The sequence below is a fragment of the Bacteroidota bacterium genome (assembly GCA_016720935.1).
In the GTDB taxonomy this organism is placed as follows: Bacteria; Bacteroidota; Bacteroidia; order AKYH767-A; family 2013-40CM-41-45; genus JADKJP01.
This window is the reverse complement of sequence record JADKJP010000006.1, coordinates 170,180-195,924: the sequence shown is the minus strand read 5'-3', so window position 1 is coordinate 195,924 and position 25,745 is coordinate 170,180. Positions and strand designations below refer to the sequence as shown.

Genomic DNA, 25,745 nt, shown 5'->3' with positions numbered 1-25,745 from the left:
CCGGTTTACGGGACGGAGACCTTAAATGAGATGTGGATTAATTTTTTTCAATTATGGGAACCAATACGCGAATAAAACGAACAAAAGTACCGATCCTGACAAGGATTCTGGTCCTGCTCCTTACAGGAATAGGGCTTTCGGTATCTGCTGCGCCTACCGCTTCCTTTTCAGCGGATCAGACCAGCGGTTGCACCCCGTTGAGTGTTCAGTTTACGAGCACTTCAACAGGAGCTGTTTCATTTTATTGGGACCTGGGAAATGGAAACACTTCCACACTCGCGAATCCAACTAACTTATATTCTACTCCCGGATCGTATACAATTTCTTTAATTGCTTACGATGCTGCCGGAAATTCAGATACTGCTACTTATACCAATTACATCACTGTAATTGGAAAACCGGCAGCTCACTTCTCTTCTTCACAGGTTTCATCCTGTCTTGACAACAACTCTTATACATTTACGAATAGCTCAACAGGAGCGGCTACTTATCTGTGGGACTTTGGTGACGGAACAACATCCACTCAAACAAATCCTACACACTCCTACAGTCTATCGGGTAGTTTTACAGTTACCCTGATCGCCACGAATACCTTCGGTTGTCAGGATGTACGTATTCGAAATCAATACATCACCATTTTCCCAAAACCTGACGCGAGTATTATTGCCAATACAACCGCCAGCTGCGATCCATCCACCTCCTTTCAATTCAGTAACGCCGGAAGCAATATTACTTCATGGACCTGGACATTTGGCGATGGTAACACTTCTTCAGCACAAAATCCATCGCATACCTATACATCGCCGGGGCAATACAATGTCTCTCTGATGGTGACGAATTCATTTGGTTGCCGGGATACTGCTGACAGTCCAACCCAGATTAACGTAGGTGTTTCAAACTGGGCCAATTTCTCAGTTGATGAAGACAGCGGTTGCGCACCGATTATTGTGAATTTCACAAACCTGAATGCAAACACAGTTTCCAATCTCTGGGATTTTGGAGATGGAACAACTTCGACTTCACTATCTCCAAGTCATACATATACTAATGCCGGTGTCTATACGGTGACACTCATCGTAACTACAAGTACCGGCTGCACAGATACAGTCAGAAAACCAAACCTGATTGTAGCCGGTGTAAAACCAACTGCCAGTTTTATTTATACAAATAGTGTTGGTTGCGGACCTTTGTCCGTACAATTCACAAACACATCACAAAATTTTGTCGGTTGTCAGTGGTTTTTTGGTGATGGCACCAATTCCATGTCAATCAATCCAACACATACATATACCAACAGTGGTACATTCGACGTAACCCTTAAATGCTGGAGCGCTACCGGATGTATTAAAAGCATTGTATACCGTGGTATCGTAAAAGTAACTTCTACGGAAGCTATGTTTACCGCGACTCCAAGAATTGGCTGCCCTCCTCTGGATGTTGCATTTACCGCTTTTTCTCCGGGAACAGGACTCACGTATCATTGGGATTTTGGAGATGGAAACACTTCAACTCAACAAAACCCATCCCATACTTATAACGGCACAGGAAATTTTGATGTGACATTGATTGTCACCGATTCACTTGGATGTTCAGATACTTTAAGAAAAGTATCCTATATCCGTACCGCTAACCCTGCAGCGAATTATATTCCACCACCAACCATGGTAGGTTGTGCGCCATTGACAACTCAATTTACTGACGCGACAGTTGGTGCTAATTCATGGCTATGGAATTTCGGAGACGGAACTACATCTACATCGCAAAATCCTGTACATACTTATTCAACACCCGGTTTCTATACTGTATCTCTCACGACAACTTCTGCGGGAGGCGGATGTGTTCAAACTATCAATACCTTCGGAACATTTGATGTACGTGGGGGCTATGCAGGATTCACACATTCAGAAACCATTTGTCCTCCGTACGAAGCAACATTCACCGATACATCCCTGAATGCCGTTTCATGGTTCTGGGATTTTGGTGATGGTACGACTTCAACAGATCAAAATCCTGATCACGTATTTGCTACTCCGGGATATCACAGCGTATCGCTGTCGATCACAACCGCCGATGGTTGTACCTATTCAACGATGCAAAGCAATAGCGTTTATTTCGCGCCATTCGGAGCACATTTCTATGGAGTACCACAGGGAACTACTTTCCCTATGCCGGTACAATTTTATGCGAATTCACTTGGCGCAACTTCCTGGTTGTGGGATTTCGGTGACAGCACAACATCAACACTGCAGGATCCATTCCACATTTATCAGCTAAATGGAAATTACAATGTAACACTTACCATCTCGAATGGTTTGTGTACATTATATTATGATCCGCCACCTTTCAATTTTGGAACACCGGATACAACACCGGTTCCTTCAGGTAACCCCGGAATTCCGGAGGTACAACAGGGTTGTGCTCCATTGACCGTCAATTTCACCAATGTGATACCGGGTTCTGTTGTGTGGCACTGGGACTTTGGTGATGGAGATACTTCATCAAGTCAGTTTCCAAATCACACATACGAAAATGCGGGGATCTATACGGTTGTTCTGACAACCACTGACACATTGGGCATCGTCCAGGTCTTTCAGATGGACAGCATTGTTCGAGTCGCCGGGCCCCGGGCGGGGTTTATCGTCACTCAAACCGCGAGTTGCAGCAATACGGAAGTAACCTTTGTGGATACTTCCCAGAATGCCGTATTCTGGGAATGGGAATTCGGTGACGGTGACACTTCTTCTTTATCCAGTCCTACACATGTATATAACAGTGGAATGCCAAATTATATCATCACACAAACCGTGACAGATACAATGGGTTGTTCCAGCGCTATATCAACAAGTATTTACTCCAATTTCATCAGTCCACTGCTCGCCAGTGAAACTGAAATTTGCGGTATGGATACAGTAGACTTTTATACAAGTTTACAGAATTATGCTTCCTATCTGTGGGATTTTGGAGACGGAACAACATCTACACAACAAACACCCAAACACGTCTATTCTCAGGAAGGAATCTTCACTGCAACACTCACGGTTACTGACCAGGCAGGTTGCACACAATCCTTCCAGGTAAATCCACCGATTACAGTCAGCCTTCCTTCTGTTGCATTTACAACAACTACAGGTCGTCAGGGTTGTAATGGAATCAATATTCAGTTTGTCAATCAATCGGCAAATGCGGATTCCTATTTGTGGGATTTTGGCGACGGAACAATTTCCTCCCTTGAAAATCCGATTCACAGTTACCTTGATCCCGGACATTTCGACGTCTCATTAACAATCTTCAGAGGCAATTGCTCGAGTACGCTCACTTATCCGCAATACATCCGTGTTGATACAGCGTATGCTGATTTCTCGGTCAGCGGGAATAGTATTTGCTTGCCATTCGATATTCAGTTCACAGACTTGAGCGCGAATGCTGTCAGTTGGTCCTGGGATTTCGGAACCGGTGACTCATCCAACGTGCAAAATCCATTATACACGTTTAATGACTACTCAGGCTTGGTCATTTCCCTGGCAATTGTGGACGTGAATGGTTGCAGGGATACAGCTTATAGCCCGCCACCATCTCCACTTCTTGCCCGATTTGATGCCTCATTGGATACAGGTTGTATCCCAATGACGGTTCATTTCAACAACAGTTCTTTGTCTTCTTCAAATTACTTCTGGGATTTTGGTGATGGTACAACATCCACCGAATTATCTCCTGATCACGAATTCACACAAGCGGGTGATTACGATGTAACCCTCGTTGTGCAGGCTAGTCCTTTTTACGGCGGCTGTACCGACACTCTGCATATGCCGGCAATGATTCATGCACGTGAGCCAATGGCAGGATTTGTTACACCTGACCGTTATGCCTGTGCTCCTTCACTGGTAAACTTTACTGATTTATCTGTTGATGCAGATACGTATTTGTGGGACTTTGGCGACAGCACAACTTCTACCAACAGCAACCCTTCGCATATTTACAACAATCCCGGATTGTATTCCGTGTCCCTGATTGTCGGCAGTAATGCCGGTTGTCAGGACACTTTACACATGCCGGATTACATTCGTGTACTTGGACCAATAACAAATTTCAGCGCGAACGTTTTTGAAGGATGCGCTCCATTCGATGTTCAATTCACCGATCATAGCCAGGATGCGGTAGAATGGAACTGGAGTTTTGGTGACGGATATGCAGAATATGCACAACACCCGGGACACACCTTCCAGGATACAGGAACATTTACCGTTTCACTTGTAACAAAAGATACAGCCGGTTGCAGCTCTTATTATGAACTGCCACAAAAAATAATAGTGCATCCTACTCCGGATGCTCAATACACCACCGGTAATATCAGTGGTTGCCAGCCATTCACCGCGACATTTGTCAATACTTCAACAGGCAGTACGAGCTGGAACTGGAATTTTGGTGATGGCGATACATCTTCCGCGCAACAACCTACTCACCTGTTCCTTGATGACGGAATTTTCCAGGTTCAATTGATAGCATCCAATGCTTTTGGTTGCAAAGATACTTTCGTCAACAATCAGCCTTTCAATGTACTTCCTTCACCGGTTGTGTCATTCACAGCGGGCGCGACCATGGGTTGTGCTCCGTTCCAGGTGAACTTTTTCAACTATACAACCAATGTAAACGGCTCTAATTATCACTGGGATTTTGGCGATGGTCAGACCTCCACGGATGCACAGCCAACCGTTACATATCAGACACCGGGCTTTTACACGGTCAGTCTTGTTGTTGTGAATACTAATGGTTGCAGTGATTCAATTTCATTCCCAGCAATGATTCATGTACTGGACACACTTCCTCCACAGGAAACAAAAATTTACAGTGTATCCGTTACTTCTAATACAACTGTAGAAATCAAATGGGAAAATAATCCGGCAATTGATCTGGCTTCTTATGTTTTGTATCGACTGAATCAGAATACACAGTATTATGAATCAATCTATACAGAAACCAATATTCAAAATACAGGCTTTGCTCTGGAAAATACTTTTGTTGATTCAGGATTGAATACACTTCGAAACACATATACTTATAAAGTGCAGGCTCTTGATATCTGTGGAAATACGATTCCTCTGGATCAACTGACAGCCCATACTACCATCAATGTTTCTTCTCAACGTCAGGGACAGGACATCTTTGTTTCCTGGACACCTTACAGCGGTTGTCCGGTGAGCAGCTATGAAATCTATCGCTACGAAAGTGGTGAAGCGCCCCAGTACCTGGCAACGGTACCGCCGGATTCATTGACCTATACCGATACAACTTTTGATTGTCCTCATCCATATTCATACAGAATCAAAGCAACGGATTTATGTGGAACATCCTATATCTCCTATAGCGATACATCTATGACTATTCCGTTAAATACACTTGCTAATCAGATTGTGGATGTGGTAAGGTCAACGGTTGTCGATAATCAATTTGTACTTACTGAATGGAAAGAACCGGTTGTTCATCCGGAAAAGGTGGCTCAATTTGATATCTATCGTTCAACCGACAATACGAATTTCAGTTATGTCGCAACAGTTCCGTCTGTGCAAACAGATTACGCGGATTACGGTGTCGATGTACAAAACAATCATTACTTCTACAAAATCCTGGTCATCAACACCTGTGATATCACAGAAGATTTAAGTCCGATTACTTCTACTGTTCTCCTGAAAGGTGAAATGAACGAAGGCAGACAAGTTCACCTGGAATGGACTCCTTACAAAGGATGGGAACAAGGTGTTGAATATTATATTCTTGAAAAAATGGATGAGAACGGCCATTGGCAGATTCTGAAACAGGTTGATGGCAGTAAGTTACAGTACGATTACCAGGAATAAATTCAAGCACCGCCTATGACATTGATCGTACTTACAACGTACATCTACAGAACATTTTTCAAATACAGATACTTCAAGGTACTAAAAGCAACAATGAAAAAATGCTTTTAACTGCCGATGGAACAGAAGTGGTATATCAGATCCAGGTGGAAACAAAGAAATCTTCGGATGAACTTATTTTCGAGGAAGTCTGGATTGATGAAAAGAGATTTAAAGTCCACCTGAGTGACGAAAAACGTTCAATTGTTTCAGCATTTGATAATAAACAAATTGTAAACCTGAACATTTCCGAAGTTCCTGCGGAAAAAGACCCTTCAGACCGGCCGAAAGAATTTATCAAAAGCAAGGCCCTTGTAAGTTACAGCATTGGCAACAAAAGGAAATTCATGTCGATCCGGAAATTTGATGAAAACGATGAAAACTCATCAATTCCGGAATAAGGATTTCAGGAAATAAATATTAATTTAGGGCTGCATATGCGGCCCTTTTTTATTCTCTCCATTCTTGCTTTTTATGTCCTCTTTCAATTTTGCTGGTGGGCATATCTCCTCGTTGATCTGAACAACGAAGTATATGAGCACAAGATTGAAAACGTTCAATTGAAAGCCCGAACTCCGGAAGAATCCAGGGAAGCTATTGCCGATCTTGAAAAGAAAAATACCCAGCGGCGCTGGATGGTGATTGGAGAGGGCAGTGTATTTCTGGCATTGCTAACATGGGGAAGCATTCTTACTGCCCGATCCATTCGTAAAGAAATGGCATTGGCCCGCCAGCAAAAAAACTTTCTTCTTTCCATTACTCATGAATTTAAATCTCCACTTGCTTCCATCAAATTATACTTACAGACTATTCTCCGTCACGATCTTGAAAAGGAAAAGGAAAAATCATTTATCAACAGCGCGATTAATGACACGGAAAGACTAAACAACCTTGTTGAAAATGCTCTGCTTGCAAATCTGATTGACCACAACGGTTATTCTTTTGCAATGGAAGACATGAACCTTTCCGCTCTGATGCGATTGCATGTTCAAAAACTGCAAAATGTACCCGATCCTCCAAAATTTGAAACACATATTGAAGAAGGATTGCACATTCAAGGAGATAAAAATGCATTGATTCTCATGATCTCCAACCTTATCGAGAATGCGTGGAAATACTCTCCTAAGGAAATACCTTTGGGAATTGATTTGAAAAGGGATGGTAAAAAAATAGTCCTGTGTATTCTTGATAAAGGCCCGGGTATCCCGGATTCTGAAAAAGACAAAATCTTCAAAAAATTTTACAGGCTGGGAAACGAAGAGACCCGCAAAACTAAAGGAACCGGCCTGGGTTTATTTATTGTCAAATACATTGCTCAGGGGCATAATGGACAGATTTCCGTGTACGATAATAAGCCAAATGGAACAATATTTTGTATCCAATTTCCGGCTTATTCCTGAGTTAATTTTACCCTGAATACCTCTTTTGCTGATTTCGTCCACGCCTTCGAATACGACCAAAAACCCGGCAACAACTCCCGGTAGACAGCTGAATCCGTCATTTAAAATGGAAATGTCATAAATCATATTTCCGGAACCGGTACTTCCCATCTGATTTTCGTAAATTTGCACTCTGTAGGCCTCTGAGGAATTTTTCCTCTGAGTTGGGTTTAGAATTGTTCACCTTATCTGTTTTCAAATGAAAAAAAAGGTAGTGCTCATCATCATGGACGGTTGGGGAAAAGGTCCTCATACAAATGCTAATGCGATTTACAAAGCGCAAACTCCTTTTATTAATTCATTGTTTGCAACTGTTCCGAATTCAGAACTGCTCACTTCTGGAGAAAATGTCGGGCTCCCTGATGGACAAATGGGAAACTCAGAAGTCGGACACCTGAATATTGGCGCAGGTCGAGTTGTATACCAGGACCTGGTCAAAGTAAATCTTGCTGTCAAGGATAAGTCATTACACACACCCCTGTCCTTCTGGACATGCTCAGTTATGTAAAGAAAAACAATAAGAAACTCCATCTGATTGGTTTGGTTTCTGATGGCGGTGTGCATTCGCATATTAATCATCTTAAAGCTTTGTGTGATATCGCAAAAGCGAATCATGTTGACAATACCTTCATTCATGCATTCATGGATGGTCGTGATACGGATCCAAAAAGTGGGCTCGGATTTATCAATGAATTGAGTCAGCATTTTGCTAAATCAACGGGTAAAATTGCTTCGGTGGTTGGCAGGTATTATGCAATGGATAGAGATAAACGGTGGGAAAGAATTCTATCGGCGTATGATTTACTTGTCAATGGAAAAGGCCATGCTTCAACCGATGCTGCTGCTGCCATACAGGAATCATATGCGGCAGGAGTTACGGATGAGTTTATCAAACCAATAGTGATTGTCGATGAACAGAAAAATCCGCTGGCAAAAATTGAACCGGGCGACGCTGTGCTTTGCTTTAATTTCAGAACGGACCGATGCAGAGAAATTACGATCGCTCTCACTCAAAAAGATTTCCATGAACATAACATGCACAGGATGGATCTTTACTATGTGACAATGACGAATTATGATGACACTTTCCAGAATGTAAAAATCATTTACGACAAAGACAATTTAAAAAATACTCTCGGCGAAATTGTAGCGAACGCAGGGAAAGCGCAGATTCGTATCGCTGAAACAGAAAAATACCCACACGTTACTTTCTTTTTCTCCGGAGGACGTGAAGAACCTTTCACAGGTGAAAACAGGATTATGATTCCATCGCCCAAAGTAGCCACCTATGATCTTCAACCTGAAATGAGCGCGAAAGCAGTGACTGATGCGATTTGCGCAGAGCTTGAAAAAGGCACACCGGATTTTGTATGTCTGAATTTCGCGAATGCCGACATGGTTGGCCATACGGGTGATTTCAATGCCGTTGTCAAAGCTGTTGAAACTGTTGACGCCTGTGTGAAACGTGTCGTTGAAACAGGACAAAAGAATGGATATTCATTTCTGATCACAGCGGATCATGGAAACGCGGATTATATGATCAATGAAGATGGCTCTCCGAATACAGCCCACACTACGAATCCAGTTCCATTGTTTCTCATTGATAAAGATTTCCGAAATATCAGTGATGGTCGTTTGTCGGATCTGGCACCAACCATCCTGACCATGATGGGCCTGAACATTCCTGAAGAAATGACCGGCAAAGTTCTTGTAGGAGAGAAAAAAACAGCGACTATTTAATTTCCGGAAATTGATACTCATCTTTATGCGCCGCATGCGACGTGCGGGAATTACAATTTTTCCCTTTATTCTGATTGATCAGCGATTCAGGGCAGACGCCGTACTTCTGAATCATGAAAAGATACACATCCGTCAACAATTGGAATTGCTGGTGCTTCCCTTCTATTTTTTGTACCTGGGGAATTATTTGATCAATCTCATTCGCTATAGAAATCACCACAAAGCATACAGGAATATTATTTTTGAAAAGGAAGCATACCGTCATGAATCAAACCTTTCCTATCTCGGAAAAAGGAGACTATTCGCGTTCTTTAGATTGTGGTAACACGGACCAGGTTTATTTTATCGGGTGACAATATTTTGTCCGCATTTTTAAAACTATCCTGATTTGACATACCTTTGAAAAATCATTCACATAAATATTTAATCCCGACCTATGACAACGAAAGAATATATTCAGTCAAATGAAAAAAGATTTCTTGACGAACTTTTTGAATTGCTACGCATTCCTTCTGTAAGTGCGGATAGCAAATACGCGAAAGATGTTGCAAGAGCAGCTGATTATATAAAAGAAAAATTATTGTCTGCCGGAGCTGATCTGGTAGAAGTTTGCCCGACCAAAGGCCATCCAATTGTTTATGGAGAAAAGATGGTAGACCCGAAGTTGCCAACAGTTATCGTCTATGGACATTACGATGTTCAACCCGCAGATCCGATGAACCTCTGGGAAACTCCACCCTTTGAGCCGGTCATCCGTGATGGAAAAATTTACGCGCGAGGATCCTGTGATGACAAAGGACAGGTATACATGCATGTGAAAGCTTTTGAGCTCATGATGCAAACAAAAACACTTGCATGCAATGTAAAATTCATGATTGAAGGAGAAGAAGAAGTCGGCTCCAGCAACCTTGGACAATGGGTTCGGGATAACAAAAGCCGTCTGAAAGGAGACGTCATTCTGATTTCTGACACATCCATCCTTGCTAACGACCTGCCTTCACTGGAAGTTGGTTTACGCGGATTGAGCTATGTCGAAGTTGAAGTGACAGGCCCGAATCGTGATTTGCATTCCGGTGTTTACGGAGGTGCCGTGGCAAATCCAATCACCATTTTGTGTGAGATGATTGCATCCATGAAGGATAAAAATAATCATATTACGATACCCGGTTTTTACGATACAGTGCTTGAACTTAATGCAGCAGAGAGAGCTGAACTGAACAAGACACCATTTGATCTTGATGAATACAAAAAAGATCTCGGTATAGATGATGTTCATGGTGAAACAGGATACTCTACTCTGGAACGAACAGGAATTCGTCCAACACTTGAGTTAAATGGAATTTGGGGAGGATACACAGGCGAAGGATCCAAAACTGTTCTTCCTTCCAAAGCCTTCGCTAAAATCAGCATGCGACTTGTGCCTAATCAATCCAATGAAAAAATTACGGAATTGTTCAGCAATCATTTTAAAAGCATTGCACCAAAATCTGTGAAAGTTGAAGTAAGGCCTCATCATGGCGGAGAACCAGTTGTGACACCTACAGATTCTGTCGCTTACAAAGCGGCAAGCATGGCAATGGAAAAAACTTTTGGCAAGAAGCCGATTCCTACCCGCGGTGGAGGAAGTATTCCGATTGTTGCATTATTTGAAAAAGAACTTGGACTGAAGTCTGTACTCATGGGATTCGGACTTGACAGCGATTTGATTCATTCTCCGAATGAACATTACGGTGTCTTTAATTTCCTGAAAGGAATTGAAACGATTCCATTGTTCTTTGAGAACTTTGCAACTCTGAGTAAAAATAAATTTTCATTCATAAAAAACTCCCGTAGAACTTACGGGAGTTTTTTTTATGAAAATATTTTTGTTCAGCTTTTCTTATTGATGAGGTATACTCCACCAAGAATGCCTCCCAGTCCGGCAAGATGCAAATAACCAAGTGATTCATGATCCGCCAATCCCCAGATGGTGGCAACAATTGGAATCAGATAGGTTACAGATGAAGCTACCAATGCACCGGAAATTTTAATGAGCTGATTGAATAATACTGTCGACAAAGCAGTACTCAGCAAACCCAGAAGCACAACACACATCAGACTGAAACCCGCGCCGGGAACAGTTTGTGTCCTGACAATAAAATCAGTGCTGAACAGGTAAATTCCCATTGGAATTCCAACAATGAGGAGCGCAAAACCGGTGTTGTTGATTGAACCAATGGTAGACAAGTGAGATCGAATGATATTTACACTTAGCGCGTAACAGACCGTCGCAGCGACGATGATCCATGCATAATTCGGATTGCCTTCTATCGTACCTCCTGTTCTTCCAAAAATAAGAAGCATTGCACCGATGAGTCCAATGAATAAACCGGTGATTCTGCTTCTCCCCGCCTGCATTCCAAAAAACAACATTCCAGCAATGAGCGTAAAAATTGGAGTGAGGGAATTAATCATTCCAGCAACAGCGCTGCTGATGTTTGTCTCTGCTAAAGGAAATAAGACCGCGGGAATTCCATTGCCAAGCAATCCGGTTGCAGCGAGATATTTCCATTTCCCGGGTTCAATTTTTCCGAACGAACGAAATACAAAAGGAATCAATGCCAGCGCTGAAACGAAAATGCGCAATGCACCGACTTGTCCGGGTGTATATACTTCAATTCCTCGTTTGATCAGGATGAAGGAACTCCCCCAGATCACGGCGAGAATAGTTATCAGAATGTATGCTTTGTTTTTGGGAGAATCCGTCATACAAATTCAACAGTCAAATGAACAGACTTAATTACATTTCTAAATTTATTTACTCCTTTTTTTCTTTTCATGAAAAGCTCCCTGATAAGCCGGGTTATCTTTTCTTCTTTGCATGTCCACTTCACGAAGAATAGCCTGTCGTTCTTCATAAGGTGTTTCTGTAATTTCAATATGTTCAGGCATTATTTGGACAGGGATTTTTTGTCCGATAAGCTTTTGAATTTTCTTCAAATGATATTCATCGTTCGGAGCGCAAAAGGTAATGGAATCACCGGTGCGAAAAGCGCGACCGGTTCGACCGATACGATGTATGTAATCTTCGTACACCAGCGGAACATCAAAATTGATAACATGACTTACTTCATCAATGTCTATCCCTCTTGCGGCAACATCCGTTGTTACGAGAAAACGAACCTGTTCTTCTTTAAACGCTTTGATGGAATTTAATCGGGTATTCTGGTCTTTGTTTCCATGGACGACTCGTACAAATTCATCTCCATATTTTCTAGTCAGATATCGTGACAGATTTGTCGCGGTACTTTTTGTTTTACAGAAAACAATGACTTTGCGAAAAGAAGGATCTTCAATCAGAAATTCGAGAAGGTTGATTTTAGTTCTCAGGTTTGGAACAAAATACACAACCTGTGAAACAGTTTTCGCTGTTTTGATCTCCGGAGCGATGCGGATTTCTGTAGGAGAAACAAGGAAGTTCTGAGACACTTGTTTTATCTTGTCGTTCCATGTCGCGGTGAATAAAAGATTCTGACGCTTTCGGGGAACTACTTCAAGAATTCTGTCGATCTGATGTTTGAATCCCATATCCAGCAATCGTTCCGCTTCATCCAGTACAAAGATCCGGATATCTTTCAGGTTCAGATGTCCGGGCAAATACAAGTCCATCAAACGTCCCGGTGTGGCTACAAGGATATCAATTCCTTTTGCCAATGCTTCCACTTGTGGCTTAAGCCCCACTCCACCATAAACGGCCAGAAATCTTAAATCAGTATTTTTCGCGAACATGCGGATGTGCTCGGCAACCTGCATCGCCAGTTCACGTGTTGGCACCATGATTAATGCTCTGGGGTCAGTTCCTTGGGCAAACTTAATCTTCATCAACACAGGCAAAAGATAAGCCGCGGTTTTACCGGTACCTGTCTGAGCGATACCAAGGATATCGCTCCCGCCGAGGATCAATGGAATGGCCTTTCGCTGAATCGCGGTTGGCGTGTGAAATCCTGCTTCCTCAACCGCAGTGAGCAATTGTTTGTTTAGCTTGAAATCAGAAAATGAAAATTGTTCAGGACTCATTGTTGGCTCAAAGCTACGTGCTTCCACGTGTACTTGTTGAATGAAAAGAAAAAAAATATTCCGGGCGATTGTAAAAAAAAAGCCCTGCACAGAATGCGCAGGGCTTTTCAAAAAAAATCAAATTACCAGATTTTAGCGCGTGATGAATCCGGACGGTACAATGCGTCACCTTCCTGAATACCAAACGCTTTATAGAATTGATCGATATTGCTCAGTGGTCCGTTTACACGATACTGTGCAGGAGAATGTGGATCTGTAATGATCCGTTGCGCCGCAGCTTCCGGTCGGATATTTCCGGCCCAGATGGTCGCGAAACCGAGGAAGAATCTTTGCTCCGGAGTCAATCCATCAATCTTCTCATTGCCTTGTCCTTGCTTAGTACGTTTAAATGCTTCGTAAGCGATGGTAATTCCACCAAGGTCAGCGATGTTTTCACCAAGTGTGAGGTTTCCATTTACAGCTAGTGTATCCAGCACTTTGTAACCATTGAACTGATCAATGATCAGCTGAGCTTTTGCAACAAATTTTGCTGAATCTTCCGGAAGCCACCAGCTATTCAGGTTTCCTTTGGCATCAAAGTTACGTCCTTCATCATCGAATCCATGTGTAATCTCGTGGCCAATTACCGCACCGATTCCACCGTAGTTAACAGCGTCATCAGCGTCTTTATTGAAGAATGGTGGCTGAAGAATTCCTGCAGGGAATACGATCTCATTATTGGAAGGATTGTAATATGCATTTACTGTTGGAGGTGTCATTCCCCACTGTGTTTTGTCAACAGGCTTACCAATCTGGTTGATCATGTATTCATAATTCCATTTGGTGGCATTCATTAAATTCTGGAAGAAATTATCACGAGTAATGTCAAGTCCGGCATAATCTTTCCATTTGGAAGGATAACCGATCTTTGGAGTGATGGTGTGTAATTTTTCCAAAGCTTTTTTCTTGGTTACATCGCTCATCCAATCCAGTTTCTGAATACGTTCGTCGTATACAGCCATCAGATTGGCAACAAGCTCATCCGCTTTTTTCTTTGCATCCGGTGGGAAATATTTTGCAACATACAACTGTCCCAATGCATCACCAATCAAACCATCACTGAGTGAAGTCATGCGTTTCCAGCGCGGCTGAATTGCTTTTTGCCCGTTCAAAACCTGGTTATTGAAATAGAAATCTTGCATCACCAGGTCATTATTCAGAACATTACCTGCGAGATTCAATAAATTCCACTTCATGTAGATTTTCCAGTTATCGAGAGAATTGCTCTTTACCTGGTTTTCGAGTTCTTTCAAAAATTCAGGCTGACCCAGCACCAGATAATCGTATTTACCGTGAACTGCCATTTGGTCCATCATGTCGGCCCATTTGATAGATGGAGTAATCGCGTCAAGATCCGTAATGGTAACTTTGTTATAGGTTTTAAAAGGATCACGCAATTCCGTACGTGTCATGGATGCTGAAGCGAGTTTTGTTTCAATACCCATTACAACGTCCGCGTATTTTTTTGAAGTTGCCGCATCGAGGCCATAGAGTTCAAACATTTTGCTCACGTGCTTCACAAACTCCTCACGGATTTGTTTGGAATGATCATCGTTCTTCAGATAATAATCGCGATCCGGTAAAGACAATCCACCCTGGTAAATCTGAGGAACAACTACTTCACTATTTTTTGGATCCTGTCCCGCGTAAAAACCAAACATTGGGTTCGCTCCCCACATTTGTAATTTTGCAGTATAAGACATTATACCTTTTATATCAGCGATCTTCTCGATGCTCTCCATTTCTCCTTTGATCGGAGTGGTACCAAGACTTTCAATTTTCGCAGTGTCCATTGCACTGTACCAGAAATCTCCTACCAATTGTTCCGGACTTCCTTTTGCAGCACCTTGTTTTGCTGCAGCGGCTTCCTGGATATCACGCAGGTATTTGCGGTTGTTATCCCCGAGGATGCTGAAGGATCCCCAACGTACCTGATCGGCAGGAATTGGATTGGCTTTGATCCATCCACCATTCGCGTAATGGAAGAAATCATTTTTCGGGCTGACAGTTGTATCAAAATTCGCAAGATCAATGCCTACTCCTTTTTTTGCTTCACTCTGTGTACAGCTGTAAATGGTTGCTGAAGCTGCAATCGCAGTTGCGGCTACCGCAAGAATTGGTTTTTTCATCTGTTAATTGTAAATTATTTTTTTGCAGTACAAAAGTAAAATAAAAGCTAAAAGGTCGGAGAGGATTAACCTTTTGTTAACAAGGCAAATTCAGTAGCGTGAATCTTTTACACCATCATTGTCTCGGAATCAGGTCAGGATTCAAAGACAAACTGGTGCAAAATGGAATTTTGGGCGAATCCAAATAATAAACAAAGCAATCCAGCTTATTCCTCGTTTAAGCTTTGGCTTTTTTCAAGGAATGCCTTAGGTTTGTATTATGAAAATGAAAGAGGGAGTGCTATTGGGTATGCTCGGTATCTTTTTCATTTCATGCGAAAATGACCTAAACAAGGTCAAATTGTACGGAAAAGGTGAAAAAACCCCGACAGAAACCGCAAAAATATCAAAATCCTGTACAGCGCTTCTGCACGTGTTCAGGTAGAGTTGACAGCACCGGTTCTTGATCGCTATGAATCAGAAAATCCGTATATTGAAATGCAGTAAGGGCTACGCGCGATTTTCTATGATAACCAGTTGAATGTAAAAGTAAACTGGATGCTGATTATGGAATCAGGTATGAAAGAGATCAGCGCATGGAGGCCAGGAAAAATGTGGTGGTTGTCAATCAAAAGGCGATCGGCTTAATACGGAACATCTCATTTGGGATGAAAAAACAGAAATTAATCAGTGACGAATTTGTAAAAATCACAACGAAGGATCAAATCATCTACGGTGATGGTTTCGAAGCCAACGAAGATTTTACCAAATACAAAATTTTCAAAACCAGAGGAACCATTCCTATCAATACTTCAACCCATGTTAAGGATTCTTGAAATGTCCTGGCTGATTATCTCCGTTTCTACCGGGATGATCTCCGCATACCAGTTTTTCACCGACGGCTGGCAGGCTGCCATCTGGATGCTCGCAATCACGGGTGTAGCTTTGCTCATGTATACCGTCAGGAAAAAACAACGGATCCGGATGGAACAGTATCAGAAGGAGAAGGAGGCGAAGCAGTACCATTGAGGTAGTGGGTAGTGGTTAGTGCTTAGTGGTTAGTGCTTAGTGGTCGGTATCACACTTTCAATCGTACTTTCTTTCAACCTGGAACGAACAACCCGAAACTCGGAACCCGGAACTCTAAACCCCGTGATCAATTTTTTCCTTTGTATATTCGCCCTGTTTAAATTACAGTAATGTCTAATTGGAGTATTATTTTACTCACACTTTTGTGTTCCGCATTTGCCGCGGGAAGTGAAATCGCCTTTATTTCAGCAAATAAATTGCGGATCGAGCTGGACCGCAGTCAGGGCAGTTTTTCAGCCCGAATCATCTGGAATTTCATCAAATTGCCTTCCAATTTTATCGCCACAATGCTGATCGCGAACAACATCGCGCTTGTCATATATGGTACCATCATGGCGGAAGATATTCTTACGCTGGATCTCCTCCGGTCGATTTTGCCCAGACAAATGCACGGCGAAGGGATGCTGCTCATCATTCAGACTTTGTTCAGTACACTCATTATCCTTGTAGCAGCGGAGTTTATTCCGAAGGTGCTGTTCCGGATCAATCCGAATGGAATCCTTCGGGTATTGGCAGTTCCTTTGCTGATGATGTATTACCTCTTGTATCCTGTTATGTGGGTCATCATAGGATTGTCCCGTTTTATCATGCGTAGCATTTTCAGGATAGATTTCGTGGAAGAACGACCGGTGTTCGGACGTGTGGATCTTGATTTTTACATCCGTGAACTGACCAGCAAAAACAGCCAGGTGGAAGAAATGGACACCGAAATCCGGATCTTTCAGAATGCATTGGATTTTAAAGAAGTGAAAGTGCGTGAATGTATGGTTCCACGAAAAGAAATCATCGCGCTCGATGTAACGGAATCCATTGCATCGCTGAATAAAGTATTCATCGAAACAAAACTTTCTAAAATCCTTATCTACCGCGATTCCATTGATAACATTATTGGTTTTGTTCACTCATCAGAGATGTTCAAAAAACCATCGGAGATCGTCCAGGTTTTATTACCTGTAAGCATCGTTCCTGAAGTGATGAGCGCGAATGAATTGCTGAAACAATTCACCAACCAGCACAGGAGTGTAGCTGTTGTAGTGGATGAATTCGGAGGTACGGCAGGAATGGTGACAATTGAAGACGTCATCGAAGAAATCTTCGGTGAAATTCAGGACGAACATGATATTCCGGAAGAAACAGAAAAGAAAATCAACGACAAGGAATACATGCTTTCTGGGCGTTTGGAAATCGATTATCTGAACAATAAATACGAACTCAACATTCCCGAGTCCGAATCCTATGAAACCCTCAGCGGCTTCATTTTTCATCATCATGAAAATATTCCGGAAGCGGGTGAAGAGATTGTCATACCTCCATTCACTTTTACTGCCGTGAAAATGAATAATAACCGTATCGAACAGGTACGGCTTAAAATCAATCCGGAGGACTGAAATCTCCTGAAAATATCCGGCTGATTTCGGAAAAATTTACCTGCTGTTTTTTTTGCAAAAATCAAACGTTTCCGGAGCTTCATCGTATGCCTGCCTTCTAAGCAAATTACAGGGCTTTAGCCGCCTTGAGCAGAGGGACTTACATTCACTCCGAACTTGGCGATTTGCCCTGCTTATTGTATATTCGCCCCTCATTTTGAGGAAAATCTATGCATAAGTCTATGCAATCATCTGATTAGCAAGGCATTGCATTGTTTCCGAAAGATACCTTATCAAATATTTAACTTCAAACTCATATAATTTATGGCAGTTATTGGCAGAATCCGGAAACGCGTTGGTTTGCTCATCGTGTTTGTCGGTGTTTCGATGCTCCTCTTCATCCTCGGTGACCTGGTTACATCCAACACAGGTTTGTTACACCGCAACAGTGATGTCGTTGGAGAAATCGGTGGTGTAAAAGTGCGCTACTCGGAATTTGAAAAACGGGTAGAGACATTGACCGAAAATTACAAACTCAACACCCGTACAGAAACCATTGATCAAAACACTCAGGACATGTTGCGTGAACAATCCTGGTCGATGTTTGTAAATGAAAATACGCTCGGTGAAGAATATAAAAAACTCGGTCTCTCCTGCAGTCCGGAAGAACTGTACGAAATGTGTACAGGACCGAATGCTCACCCACAGGTAAAACAGGCTTTCACAGATCCGAAAACAAATGTTTTCGATCCTAACGCGGTTATTAAATTCCTGAAAGATCTTCCTAACCGTGAAGAAAGCGTACAGCGCCAGTGGAAACAATTTGAAGATGCAATGCGTGATGAGCGCATCGCTGCCAAATACAAAGACCTTATCAAAGCAGGACTCTTTGTTCCAACTGAAGAGGCAAAACGCGCATACGATGAAGGACAACGTACTGCCAGTATCCGATTTGTACGACTTGACTACAATACAATTATGGATACTACTGTAGCTGTTGAAGAAAATGATCTGCGCAATTATTACAACGCGAATCAGAGCAAGTACAAACAGGCTGAAACCATGCGCAAAGTTGAATATGTCGCTTTTGATGTTCAGCCTTCCGCAGACGATATGCAGAAAGTCAACGAATGGGTAACAAAGAAAAAAGATGAATTCGCTGTCAGTGAAAACCCGATTGCTTTTGTTGCACAAAACAGTGATGCGCCTTTTGATTCTGCTTTCCATGCAAAAGGAACAAAGCCTATGCTGGATACACTTTTCTCCTCTCCTATCGGTACTTTGATCGGACCTTACAACGAGAATGGCGTATTGAAACTTGCAAGATCAACAGCTGAAAAATTCGTTGCTGATTCTGTGAAAGCCCGTCACATCCTGGTGAAGATCGAGAATAACGATACAACAAAGGCTATGGCTCTTGCTGATAGTTTGAAAAACGCGATCAAGAAAGGTTCCAAATTCGCCGACCTGGCAACACGTTTTTCACAAGATCCGGGTTCTGGCGCCAAAGGCGGAGATCTTGGCTGGTTCAAACCGGGCATGATGGTTAAGCCTTTCAACGATGCATGTTTTGATGGCAAAAAAGGCGATATGCCAATTGTTGTATCACAGTTTGGTGTACACCTTATTGAAGTAATGGAAAAAGGAGCTACCTCACGTCAGATGCAGTTCGCGGTGGTTGAACGTAAAGTGGAGCCTTCACAAAAGACTTACGATGATATGTTCAATAAGGCAAATCAGTTTGCCGCTACAAATAATACCGCTGTACTTTTTGACAGCGCTGTTGTGAAGCAAGGTCTCAATAAACGTATCGCTGATAACATCCGTGAAACAGATAAAAGCGTTCCCGGACTTGAATCTCCACGCGAATTGGTACGTTGGGCTTATCAGGCAAACAAAGGTGATATTTCAAAAGCATTCACTTTCGGTGATAAATATGTTGTTGCTCATCTTACCGATGTAAAAGAAAAAGGAATCCTTCCAATGGAAGAAGTTCTTGAACAGGTAACTGCTGAAGCTCGCAAGGAAAAGAAAGCCGCTATGCTCATCGAAAAAATGAACGCAACCGGCGCAACCAATGTTGACGCGATGGCGAACAAACTGAATGTAACTCCCGGCGATGCCGACAAAATCAGCTTCCAAAACCCATACATCCCGGGAATCGGAAATGAGCTGAATATTGTAGGTGCCATTTTTGGAATGAAAGCCAGTCAGTTTTCAAAACCAATCAAAGGAGATAACGGAGTAACAGCAGTGTTTATTAAATCATTCACTGAACCGGCTCCTACTACCGATTATTCTGCCAACATCAAACAAGTCCTCGAACAACGTAAATCCCGCAGTGATTATGAATTGCAAAATGCACTGAAGGAAAAAGCGAACATCGAAGATAATCGTGGAAGATTTTATTAATTGATGATTTTTGATTGATGATTGTAGATTGGCTCTGCAAAATCCAATCAATCTACAATCAAAAATCTAAAATCTTCAATCAGAAATCCACAAGTTAATTGCTGATTGTAGATTGAGGATTGTAGATTGGTTCTGCAAAATCCAATCAATTTTCAATCAGAAATCTAAAATCTTCAATCAGAAATCCATCAATAAAAAAGTCCGGCTCATCGCCGGGACTTTTTTATTTGTGATTCAATCAGCAATCAACAATCTACAATCAACAATTCTAAAGCCCAATTACTTTATCTGTTCCTCCTGAATGGCAGCTGTTGCAGGAACTACCGCGACGAGAGGCGCTGTATACATTTTGTCCATCGGCATCATAAGAAGCCCAAAGCCAACCACCATCAGATCTTGAATCAGCCGGAGCTTTATACATTACATCACGTGCAGTGACAGTTCCGGATGCATCTAAATATTCTTTTACGAGGACCGAACTTGCAGGGAAGACAGCAGGAAGAGAATGGAAGGAATCATTGCACGCATCGGCAGCAATGTGATTCATACGAATCCTGAAGGCAGGGGCTTGCGACAAACGTGAATCTGTACTGTGTACATCCACATTCACAAGGTCATTCGAGTTTGCCAGACTGATCAATGCATTGTCAGATAAACCCGGAGAATCATCTTTCTCACGTGAACAGGAAGAAACAGCAAATACGAATGCTGCAATGGAAAGGCTTAAGAGTAGTTTGTTTTTCATGGTCCTTGGTTTTTTGTAAACGAAAGATAACAGGAAGCCCCTGCGCAATTGTCTTAAAATTGTCAGCCTTCATGTTGAAGATGAAGAACTTACAGAGGTGATCTATTTTTAAGCTGTTTTCAGGGATTTTAGAAAATCAAACTTGTTAAAGTCCTTAAGTTAATTGGAAAAAACAGGGTAAGCTATTTTATAGACGGGGGACGGGGGACGGAAGTAAAAAGGGGAAAAAATTAAACTTCAGGAACATTAAATATAAAGCCGACGCCGAAGACATTTTCAATACTCAGGTTCGGATCATCTTTCAGGTATTTGCGAATCTTGGAAATAAAGACATCCATACTTCTTCCAAAAAAATAATCGTTCTCGCCCCAGATGGCCTTTAGGAGCTCTTCCCTCCTGACCTTCCGGTTTCTTTGCGCGTACAGATAATTCAGTATCTCACATTCCTTTTCTGTTATTCTTCTGTTGATGCCATTGAGTGAAATCAACTGATTGGTATAATCAAAAGTGTATTTACCGATCTGAACTATTTCAGTTGATGCAAGAGAAGTTGTTCCGGGCATACGGCGCACAACAGCTTTGATTTTCCAAAGCAACTCCTCTTCATCAAAAGGTTTGGTGATGTAATCATCCGCGCCGAGATCATAGCCTTTTAATTTATCTTCCTTCAGAGATTTCGCGGTGATGAAAATCAGCGGTACTGTTTTATTGATTGAACGGATCGCCTTCGCGAGAGTAAAGCCGTCCATCTTGGGCATCATCACATCGAGCAGACACAAATCAAACTGTCCGCCTTCGAATGCTTTTAATGCAAGTTCTCCATCCTTACACAACTTTACATCATAGCCTTCCGCTTCCAGATAATCTACCAGCAAGACGCCCAAATTCAGATCGTCTTCTGCCAATAATATTCTGATTTTCTCCTTAAGCATTCGGCAATGTAACAGTAAATGTGGTTCCCTTTCCGGGAGTACTTTCAAGATCAATCTTACCCTGATGCAATTCTACAATCTTTTTGATATAGGACAAACCCAAACCAAATCCTTTCACGTCGTGCACATCACCAGTTGGTACACGGAAAAATTTCTCGAAGACTTTCTTCTGGTATTCTTTTTCTATACCGATTCCTTTGTCTGAAACCACAAGGATGAATTGTTTTTCATGATTATGAGTGCGAACGGAAAGTTCCGGTTTTTCCGGCGAATATTTGATGGCATTGTCGACCAGATTATACAATGCATTTACCAAATGCGTCTTATCTCCGAATATTACCGGGTTTTCCGCATCCAGATTCAGTTTTAATTCTCCTTGTTTATTTTCAATCTGGATGCTGATGTATTTTATCGCCTCACGAATAAGTTCGTGAACATCCAGTTCAGTTTTGCGCAATGGAATTTCGCCACGCTCCAATGCTGTCATGCTCAGCACCTGCTCCACCTGCAATCTCAGCTTCTCGTTCTCCGCGAGAATGATTTCAGAATAATGTTTGATCTTTTCCTCCTGCCTGTTCGATGCATCCTTCGTGATCATTTTCCCTGCAAGAGCGATATTGGTCAGCGGAGTTTTGAATTCATGCGTCATGTTGTTCAGGAAATCATTGGTATGTTCCGACAATCTTTTCTCCCTCATCAGCAACAGAATTGTTCGCCAGAACATAATCAACACCACAAGAATCAGGATGACAGATGTGATGAACATCGGTCCCATTTCCTGAACGATGAATTGTCTTTTCTCCGGTAAAAAAAGATTTAATTCAAGTCCGTTCCTTGTGGCTTCTTCTTCAAGACGTTTTTTGTAAACATTATTCTTCAAACCGCTATTGTTCTGCGCTGCCGTTTCTCCCGGCTTCTTCACTTCGAAATAATAATCGATGTGAAAATTATAGAAGTCCATGTAATTGGTGAGCAAAGAATCCGTTTTGTGAATTTCATTTCTGCCTACACACACTTCCATATTTCTGCACGCGTTTGTATCCGCGGCAAGTGCCTCCGCGGTGCGGGAAAGAACCATGTTGGCCTTTTCATTAAAAATCTCCTCCTTGATTCTCGCGGTATGAATCATCCAGTTTACCTGGATAATGAGAACGATCAAAAGCGCGACGGATGAAATGGAGATAAAAACAGTAGTGCGGTTGAGCTTCATTTGATGTTTCAAAAATAGCCAATTTCAGGAGGGAAAACCACCCATTAACAACTCATTAACAACAGAATAACTCCCGAATAACAAGATTCGCGATGAGGACGGGCTACATTTGAATTATAAATTAACTGTTCATGAGAAGATTTATTCTTTCTCGCTGTTACAAAAACTCATAACATTCATTAAATTTAAACCTATGAAATACAATGCAACCGCTGTACTGCTTCTCTTTGTTATCGTTACAGCCTTGGGTCAAAATATCAATTCTCAACAATTGGTTTCCTACGTACAGGATTCCGTCTACAATAAACCGGCACCGAATGCTGTTCCACAATTTTATTTCGAATTAAAAGGAACGTATTTACACCCGGTAAAACAAAGTCGGCTCCTTGCCGCGAAATCATTGGGAGATTTGAGCTCCGGCTATCCAAAAAACTGGCTGAAAGAATATGTCTCCGCGGAAATCAAAAGCAATCATCAGGGAAAATTTCAAAAGGCTACTTCAGCGAATGATCGTCTCACTGCTGAACAAACAAACATGATCCGCGGACTCGGAATTGAAGATGAAATTTTTATCAACGTAGATTACAAATCCATGAATGCCGTTACTGAGAAAACAGAAATCCGTTCGATGAATTATTCGATGACAGTTGTTCCTGAAACGGAAGCGGAATTTATTGGCGGATTCGGATCCATGAAAAAATATTTTCGGGAGAATGTCATTAATCCCATTGCAGCTGCTAACCCTGAGAACATCCGTCAAAGCAAAGTACGTTTTACTGTGAACCCTGATGGCAGCATCAGCAACACACGTGTCATCAGGACTTCCGGTGATCCTGAAACCGATACATTGATCATGAACCGTATCAACAAAATGCCGAAATGGAAGCCGGCACAAAATCTCCAGGGTGTAAAAATCAAGCAGGATTTTGAATTTATCCTCTACACCGGAAATGAAGGTTGTTGAGTATTGCTGAATTAGATTTTTTTTCAGAACATTTGCATCAGGTCGGGAGATATCATTTTCCGGACCTGATCTGATGAAAGGCAAAATTTACAATCTGCTTCTTGTAGTTTCTTCTTTGTTTGGATATCTGGAATGGGGAAAAGAGAATCATCTTTTCCTTTTTCAGGCGGAAGCGGAGATCTTTAAAAAATTCTTTTCCAGCCCGGATTCAGTATTGCATCCATTTATCCTCCTGCCCTTTGCAGGACAAATTCTCCTGTTGGCAACTCTTCTTCAAAAACAGCCCAACAGAATCATGACATTCATAGGCCTCGGATGCATTGGAATTCTTCTGGCATTCATGCTCTTCGTCGGCTGCCTCAGCCTGAATGTAAAAATCATTTTGTCGACACTTCCTTTTTTAATTATCGCTTTTCTTACGATCAAATTTCAGAGGTCGAATAAAGGGAATACTAGTATTTGAAAAGTGGTTGAAAGGTTTCGCCCCAATGGGGCGAAACACATAGTATAGAAACTCAACGAAGAATCTGCAATCTATAAGCATCAAGCTTAATGAAGATGAAAAGCAGAATGGTGAAGGACCACAGGGAAGAACCTCCGTAGCTGAAGAATGGCAATGGAATTCCTATCACCGGCGCGAGGCCGATGGTCATTCCGATATTGATCATGAGGTGGAAAAATAATATCGAAGCTACGCCATAACCATAGATCCGCGAATACTGCGATCGCTGTCGTTCCGCCACATAAATGATCCGTGCCAGAAGCGCCATGAAGAGCAGGATCACTACGGACGATCCGATAAAACCCCACTCCTCTCCTACCGTACAGAAAATAAAATCGGTGCTTTGCTCCGGTACAAAATCGTATTTCGTTTGTGTACCCTGCAGAAATCCTTTTCCCCAGAACTCCCCGGAACCTATCGCGATTTTACTTTGGTTCACATTGTATCCCGCTCCTTTCAGATCCGTTTGTTTGCCGAGCAACACATCAATACGTGTTCTCTGGTGAGCCTGCAAAACATTTCTGTATACATAATCCACACTGAACACTACACTCGATGCCAGCAAAGCGCCAATAACAATGACGAGAATATTCTTCCGTGTTTTTCGGATCAGGAAAAAGAAAACCAATGCGACGCCACCGATGATACTGAAGAGAACGAGTTGTTCCACCAGCAGCGTGAGCACAAAAAGCACGATGGTTAAAAATCCCAGCAACAAAATGTTTCCGGACAAACCTTCCCTGTAGAGTACGAAAATGAAGGCTCCGAATACCAATGCGGAACCGGTATCGTTCTGCAACAGGATAATTGCCATGGGAACACCGAGTAAAATCAGCGAAGTGATTTTTGTTCGCATGTCCTGCATCCGTATGTCGAGTGTGCTGAGGTATTTTGCCAGCGCCATGTTGGTGGCGAACTTGGCAAATTCCGCCGGCTGTAGTTTGAACGAACCGATATCAATCCAGCCATAGGATCCTTTTACATCCCTTGCAAAAGCGAAAGTCGAGAGCAATAACAAAAGCATCGCTCCGTAAATCGGATAGGAAAACGCGGCGTAGAATTTTCCGTCGATCACCAGGATCATGAGCGCTAGCACAAGTGCGCCTGCAATCCAGATGGTTTGTTTACCATAATTCTGACTGAGGTCGAAAATGCTCTGATGATCTTCATTGTACACAGCGGCATAAATGTTCAGCCAGCCCATCACCACCATGAGCAGGAACATACCGACCATGAGCCAGTCAAGATTTT

General features: G+C 42.2%; 18 protein-coding genes and 1 pseudogene. 12 read left to right on the top strand and 7 right to left on the bottom strand.

Features of this window, described 5'->3' with window-relative positions; all coding sequences use genetic code 11:
* Positions 1–53 precede the first annotated feature (53 nt).
* The 6 genes and pseudogenes from IPP86_09105 (at position 54) to IPP86_09080 (ending at position 11,006) form a co-directional block, all read left to right on the top strand.
* Positions 54–5,852 (top strand): PKD domain-containing protein, encoded by a 5,799-nt coding sequence (locus IPP86_09105; GenBank protein MBL0138672.1) that lies wholly within the window; start codon positions 54–56, stop codon positions 5,850–5,852.
* A gap of 101 nt (positions 5,853–5,953) precedes the next feature.
* Entirely contained in the window at positions 5,954–6,292 is a 339-nt protein-coding gene (locus IPP86_09100) for a hypothetical protein (protein ID MBL0138671.1), read from the top strand.
* Positions 6,293–6,328: 36 nt separating this feature from the next.
* Positions 6,329–7,291 carry a HAMP domain-containing histidine kinase gene (locus IPP86_09095; protein ID MBL0138670.1) on the top strand — a complete coding sequence of 321 codons (963 nt, stop codon included), beginning with the start codon at positions 6,329–6,331 and terminating at the stop codon, positions 7,289–7,291.
* 238 nt (positions 7,292–7,529) lie between these two features.
* Positions 7,530–9,070 (top strand): annotated as a pseudogene (locus IPP86_09090) (2,3-bisphosphoglycerate-independent phosphoglycerate mutase).
* Positions 9,071–9,095: 25 nt separating this feature from the next.
* Positions 9,096–9,395, top strand: coding sequence for a hypothetical protein (locus IPP86_09085; GenBank protein ID MBL0138669.1), 300 nt, complete (start codon positions 9,096–9,098; stop codon positions 9,393–9,395).
* A gap of 111 nt (positions 9,396–9,506) precedes the next feature.
* A complete protein-coding gene (locus tag IPP86_09080; GenBank protein ID MBL0138668.1) occupies positions 9,507–11,006 on the top strand; it encodes a dipeptidase in 1,500 nt (499 codons plus the stop codon).
* Here the strand turns inward: IPP86_09080 and IPP86_09075 are convergent.
* The 3 genes from IPP86_09075 to IPP86_09065 form a co-directional block, all read right to left on the bottom strand.
* Positions 10,940–11,818 (bottom strand): EamA family transporter, encoded by an 879-nt coding sequence (locus IPP86_09075; GenBank protein MBL0138667.1) that lies wholly within the window; start codon positions 11,816–11,818, stop codon positions 10,940–10,942. The genes IPP86_09080 and IPP86_09075 overlap by 67 nt on opposite strands.
* Positions 11,819–11,863: 45 nt before the next feature.
* Positions 11,864–13,126, bottom strand: coding sequence for a DEAD/DEAH box helicase (locus IPP86_09070; protein MBL0138666.1), 1,263 nt, complete (start codon positions 13,124–13,126; stop codon positions 11,864–11,866).
* Between the two features lie 122 nt (positions 13,127–13,248).
* Entirely contained in the window at positions 13,249–15,294 is a 2,046-nt protein-coding gene (locus IPP86_09065; protein MBL0138665.1) for a M13 family metallopeptidase, read from the bottom strand.
* A 533-nt stretch (positions 15,295–15,827) separates the two neighbouring features.
* Between IPP86_09065 and lptC the strand changes: the two genes are divergently transcribed.
* The 4 genes from lptC (at position 15,828) to IPP86_09045 (ending at position 20,141) form a co-directional block, all read left to right on the top strand.
* On the top strand, positions 15,828–16,109 hold the full coding sequence (gene lptC / locus IPP86_09060; protein MBL0138664.1) for an LPS export ABC transporter periplasmic protein LptC: 282 nt from the start codon (positions 15,828–15,830) through the stop codon (positions 16,107–16,109).
* A complete protein-coding gene (locus IPP86_09055) occupies positions 16,093–16,302 on the top strand; it encodes a hypothetical protein (GenBank protein ID MBL0138663.1) in 210 nt (69 codons plus the stop codon). Before lptC ends, IPP86_09055 begins: the two co-directional genes overlap by 17 nt.
* Positions 16,303–16,472: 170 nt before the next feature.
* A complete protein-coding gene (locus IPP86_09050) occupies positions 16,473–17,750 on the top strand; it encodes an HlyC/CorC family transporter (protein MBL0138662.1) in 1,278 nt (425 codons plus the stop codon).
* A 303-nt stretch (positions 17,751–18,053) separates the two neighbouring features.
* Positions 18,054–20,141 carry a peptidylprolyl isomerase gene (locus IPP86_09045; protein ID MBL0138661.1) on the top strand — a complete coding sequence of 696 codons (2,088 nt, stop codon included), beginning with the start codon at positions 18,054–18,056 and terminating at the stop codon, positions 20,139–20,141.
* A 268-nt stretch (positions 20,142–20,409) separates the two neighbouring features.
* Here the strand turns inward: IPP86_09045 and IPP86_09040 are convergent, their stop codons facing one another.
* The 3 genes from IPP86_09040 to IPP86_09030 form a co-directional block, all read right to left on the bottom strand.
* Complete coding sequence (locus IPP86_09040) at positions 20,410–20,886, bottom strand: cytochrome P460 family protein (GenBank protein MBL0138660.1); 477 nt, start codon at positions 20,884–20,886, stop codon at positions 20,410–20,412.
* A 230-nt stretch (positions 20,887–21,116) separates the two neighbouring features.
* Positions 21,117–21,818, bottom strand: coding sequence for a response regulator transcription factor (locus tag IPP86_09035; protein ID MBL0138659.1), 702 nt, complete (start codon positions 21,816–21,818; stop codon positions 21,117–21,119).
* Positions 21,811–23,028: a HAMP domain-containing histidine kinase gene (locus tag IPP86_09030; GenBank protein ID MBL0138658.1), complete on the bottom strand. Its 1,218-nt coding sequence runs from the start codon at positions 23,026–23,028 to the stop codon at positions 21,811–21,813. The genes IPP86_09035 and IPP86_09030 overlap by 8 nt, the downstream gene beginning before the upstream one ends.
* Before the next feature lie 193 nt (positions 23,029–23,221).
* Between IPP86_09030 and IPP86_09025 the strand changes: the two genes are divergently transcribed.
* Together IPP86_09025 and IPP86_09020 are read left to right on the top strand one after the other, a co-directional pair.
* On the top strand, positions 23,222–23,992 hold the full coding sequence (locus tag IPP86_09025; protein ID MBL0138657.1) for an energy transducer TonB: 771 nt from the start codon (positions 23,222–23,224) through the stop codon (positions 23,990–23,992).
* A gap of 73 nt (positions 23,993–24,065) precedes the next feature.
* Positions 24,066–24,455, top strand: a complete 390-nt coding sequence (locus IPP86_09020) for a hypothetical protein (GenBank protein MBL0138656.1) — start codon at positions 24,066–24,068, stop codon at positions 24,453–24,455.
* A 52-nt stretch (positions 24,456–24,507) separates the two neighbouring features.
* On the opposite strand, the gene rodA is transcribed toward IPP86_09020, so the two are convergent.
* The gene (gene rodA, locus IPP86_09015; protein MBL0138655.1) at positions 24,508–25,728 is read right to left on the bottom strand and encodes a rod shape-determining protein RodA; all 1,221 of its coding nucleotides are present in this window, start codon (positions 25,726–25,728) and stop codon (positions 24,508–24,510) included.
* Between the last annotated feature and the right edge of the window lie 17 nt (positions 25,729–25,745).

What these genes read in the sequence shown, in the direction of transcription:
- IPP86_09105 (MBL0138672.1), top strand. Translation starts at nt 54, where the DNA reads ATGGGAACCAATACGCGAATAAAACGAACAAAAGTACCGATCCTGACA.
- IPP86_09100 (MBL0138671.1), top strand. Translation starts at nt 5,954, where the DNA reads ATGCTTTTAACTGCCGATGGAACAGAAGTGGTATATCAGATCCAGGTG.
- IPP86_09095 (MBL0138670.1), top strand. Translation starts at nt 6,329, where the DNA reads ATGCGGCCCTTTTTTATTCTCTCCATTCTTGCTTTTTATGTCCTCTTT.
- IPP86_09085 (MBL0138669.1), top strand. Translation starts at nt 9,096, where the DNA reads ATGCGCCGCATGCGACGTGCGGGAATTACAATTTTTCCCTTTATTCTG.
- IPP86_09080 (MBL0138668.1), top strand. Translation starts at nt 9,507, where the DNA reads ATGACAACGAAAGAATATATTCAGTCAAATGAAAAAAGATTTCTTGAC.
- IPP86_09075 (MBL0138667.1), bottom strand. Translation starts at nt 11,818, where the DNA reads ATGACGGATTCTCCCAAAAACAAAGCATACATTCTGATAACTATTCTC.
- IPP86_09070 (MBL0138666.1), bottom strand. Translation starts at nt 13,126, where the DNA reads ATGAGTCCTGAACAATTTTCATTTTCTGATTTCAAGCTAAACAAACAA.
- IPP86_09065 (MBL0138665.1), bottom strand. Translation starts at nt 15,294, where the DNA reads ATGAAAAAACCAATTCTTGCGGTAGCCGCAACTGCGATTGCAGCTTCA.
- IPP86_09055 (MBL0138663.1), top strand. Translation starts at nt 16,093, where the DNA reads ATGTTAAGGATTCTTGAAATGTCCTGGCTGATTATCTCCGTTTCTACC.
- IPP86_09050 (MBL0138662.1), top strand. Translation starts at nt 16,473, where the DNA reads ATGTCTAATTGGAGTATTATTTTACTCACACTTTTGTGTTCCGCATTT.
- IPP86_09045 (MBL0138661.1), top strand. Translation starts at nt 18,054, where the DNA reads ATGGCAGTTATTGGCAGAATCCGGAAACGCGTTGGTTTGCTCATCGTG.
- IPP86_09040 (MBL0138660.1), bottom strand. Translation starts at nt 20,886, where the DNA reads ATGAAAAACAAACTACTCTTAAGCCTTTCCATTGCAGCATTCGTATTT.
- IPP86_09035 (MBL0138659.1), bottom strand. Translation starts at nt 21,818, where the DNA reads ATGCTTAAGGAGAAAATCAGAATATTATTGGCAGAAGACGATCTGAAT.
- IPP86_09030 (MBL0138658.1), bottom strand. Translation starts at nt 23,028, where the DNA reads ATGAAGCTCAACCGCACTACTGTTTTTATCTCCATTTCATCCGTCGCG.
- IPP86_09025 (MBL0138657.1), top strand. Translation starts at nt 23,222, where the DNA reads ATGAAATACAATGCAACCGCTGTACTGCTTCTCTTTGTTATCGTTACA.
- IPP86_09020 (MBL0138656.1), top strand. Translation starts at nt 24,066, where the DNA reads ATGAAAGGCAAAATTTACAATCTGCTTCTTGTAGTTTCTTCTTTGTTT.
- rodA (MBL0138655.1), bottom strand. Translation starts at nt 25,728, where the DNA reads ATGGTCGGTATGTTCCTGCTCATGGTGGTGATGGGCTGGCTGAACATT.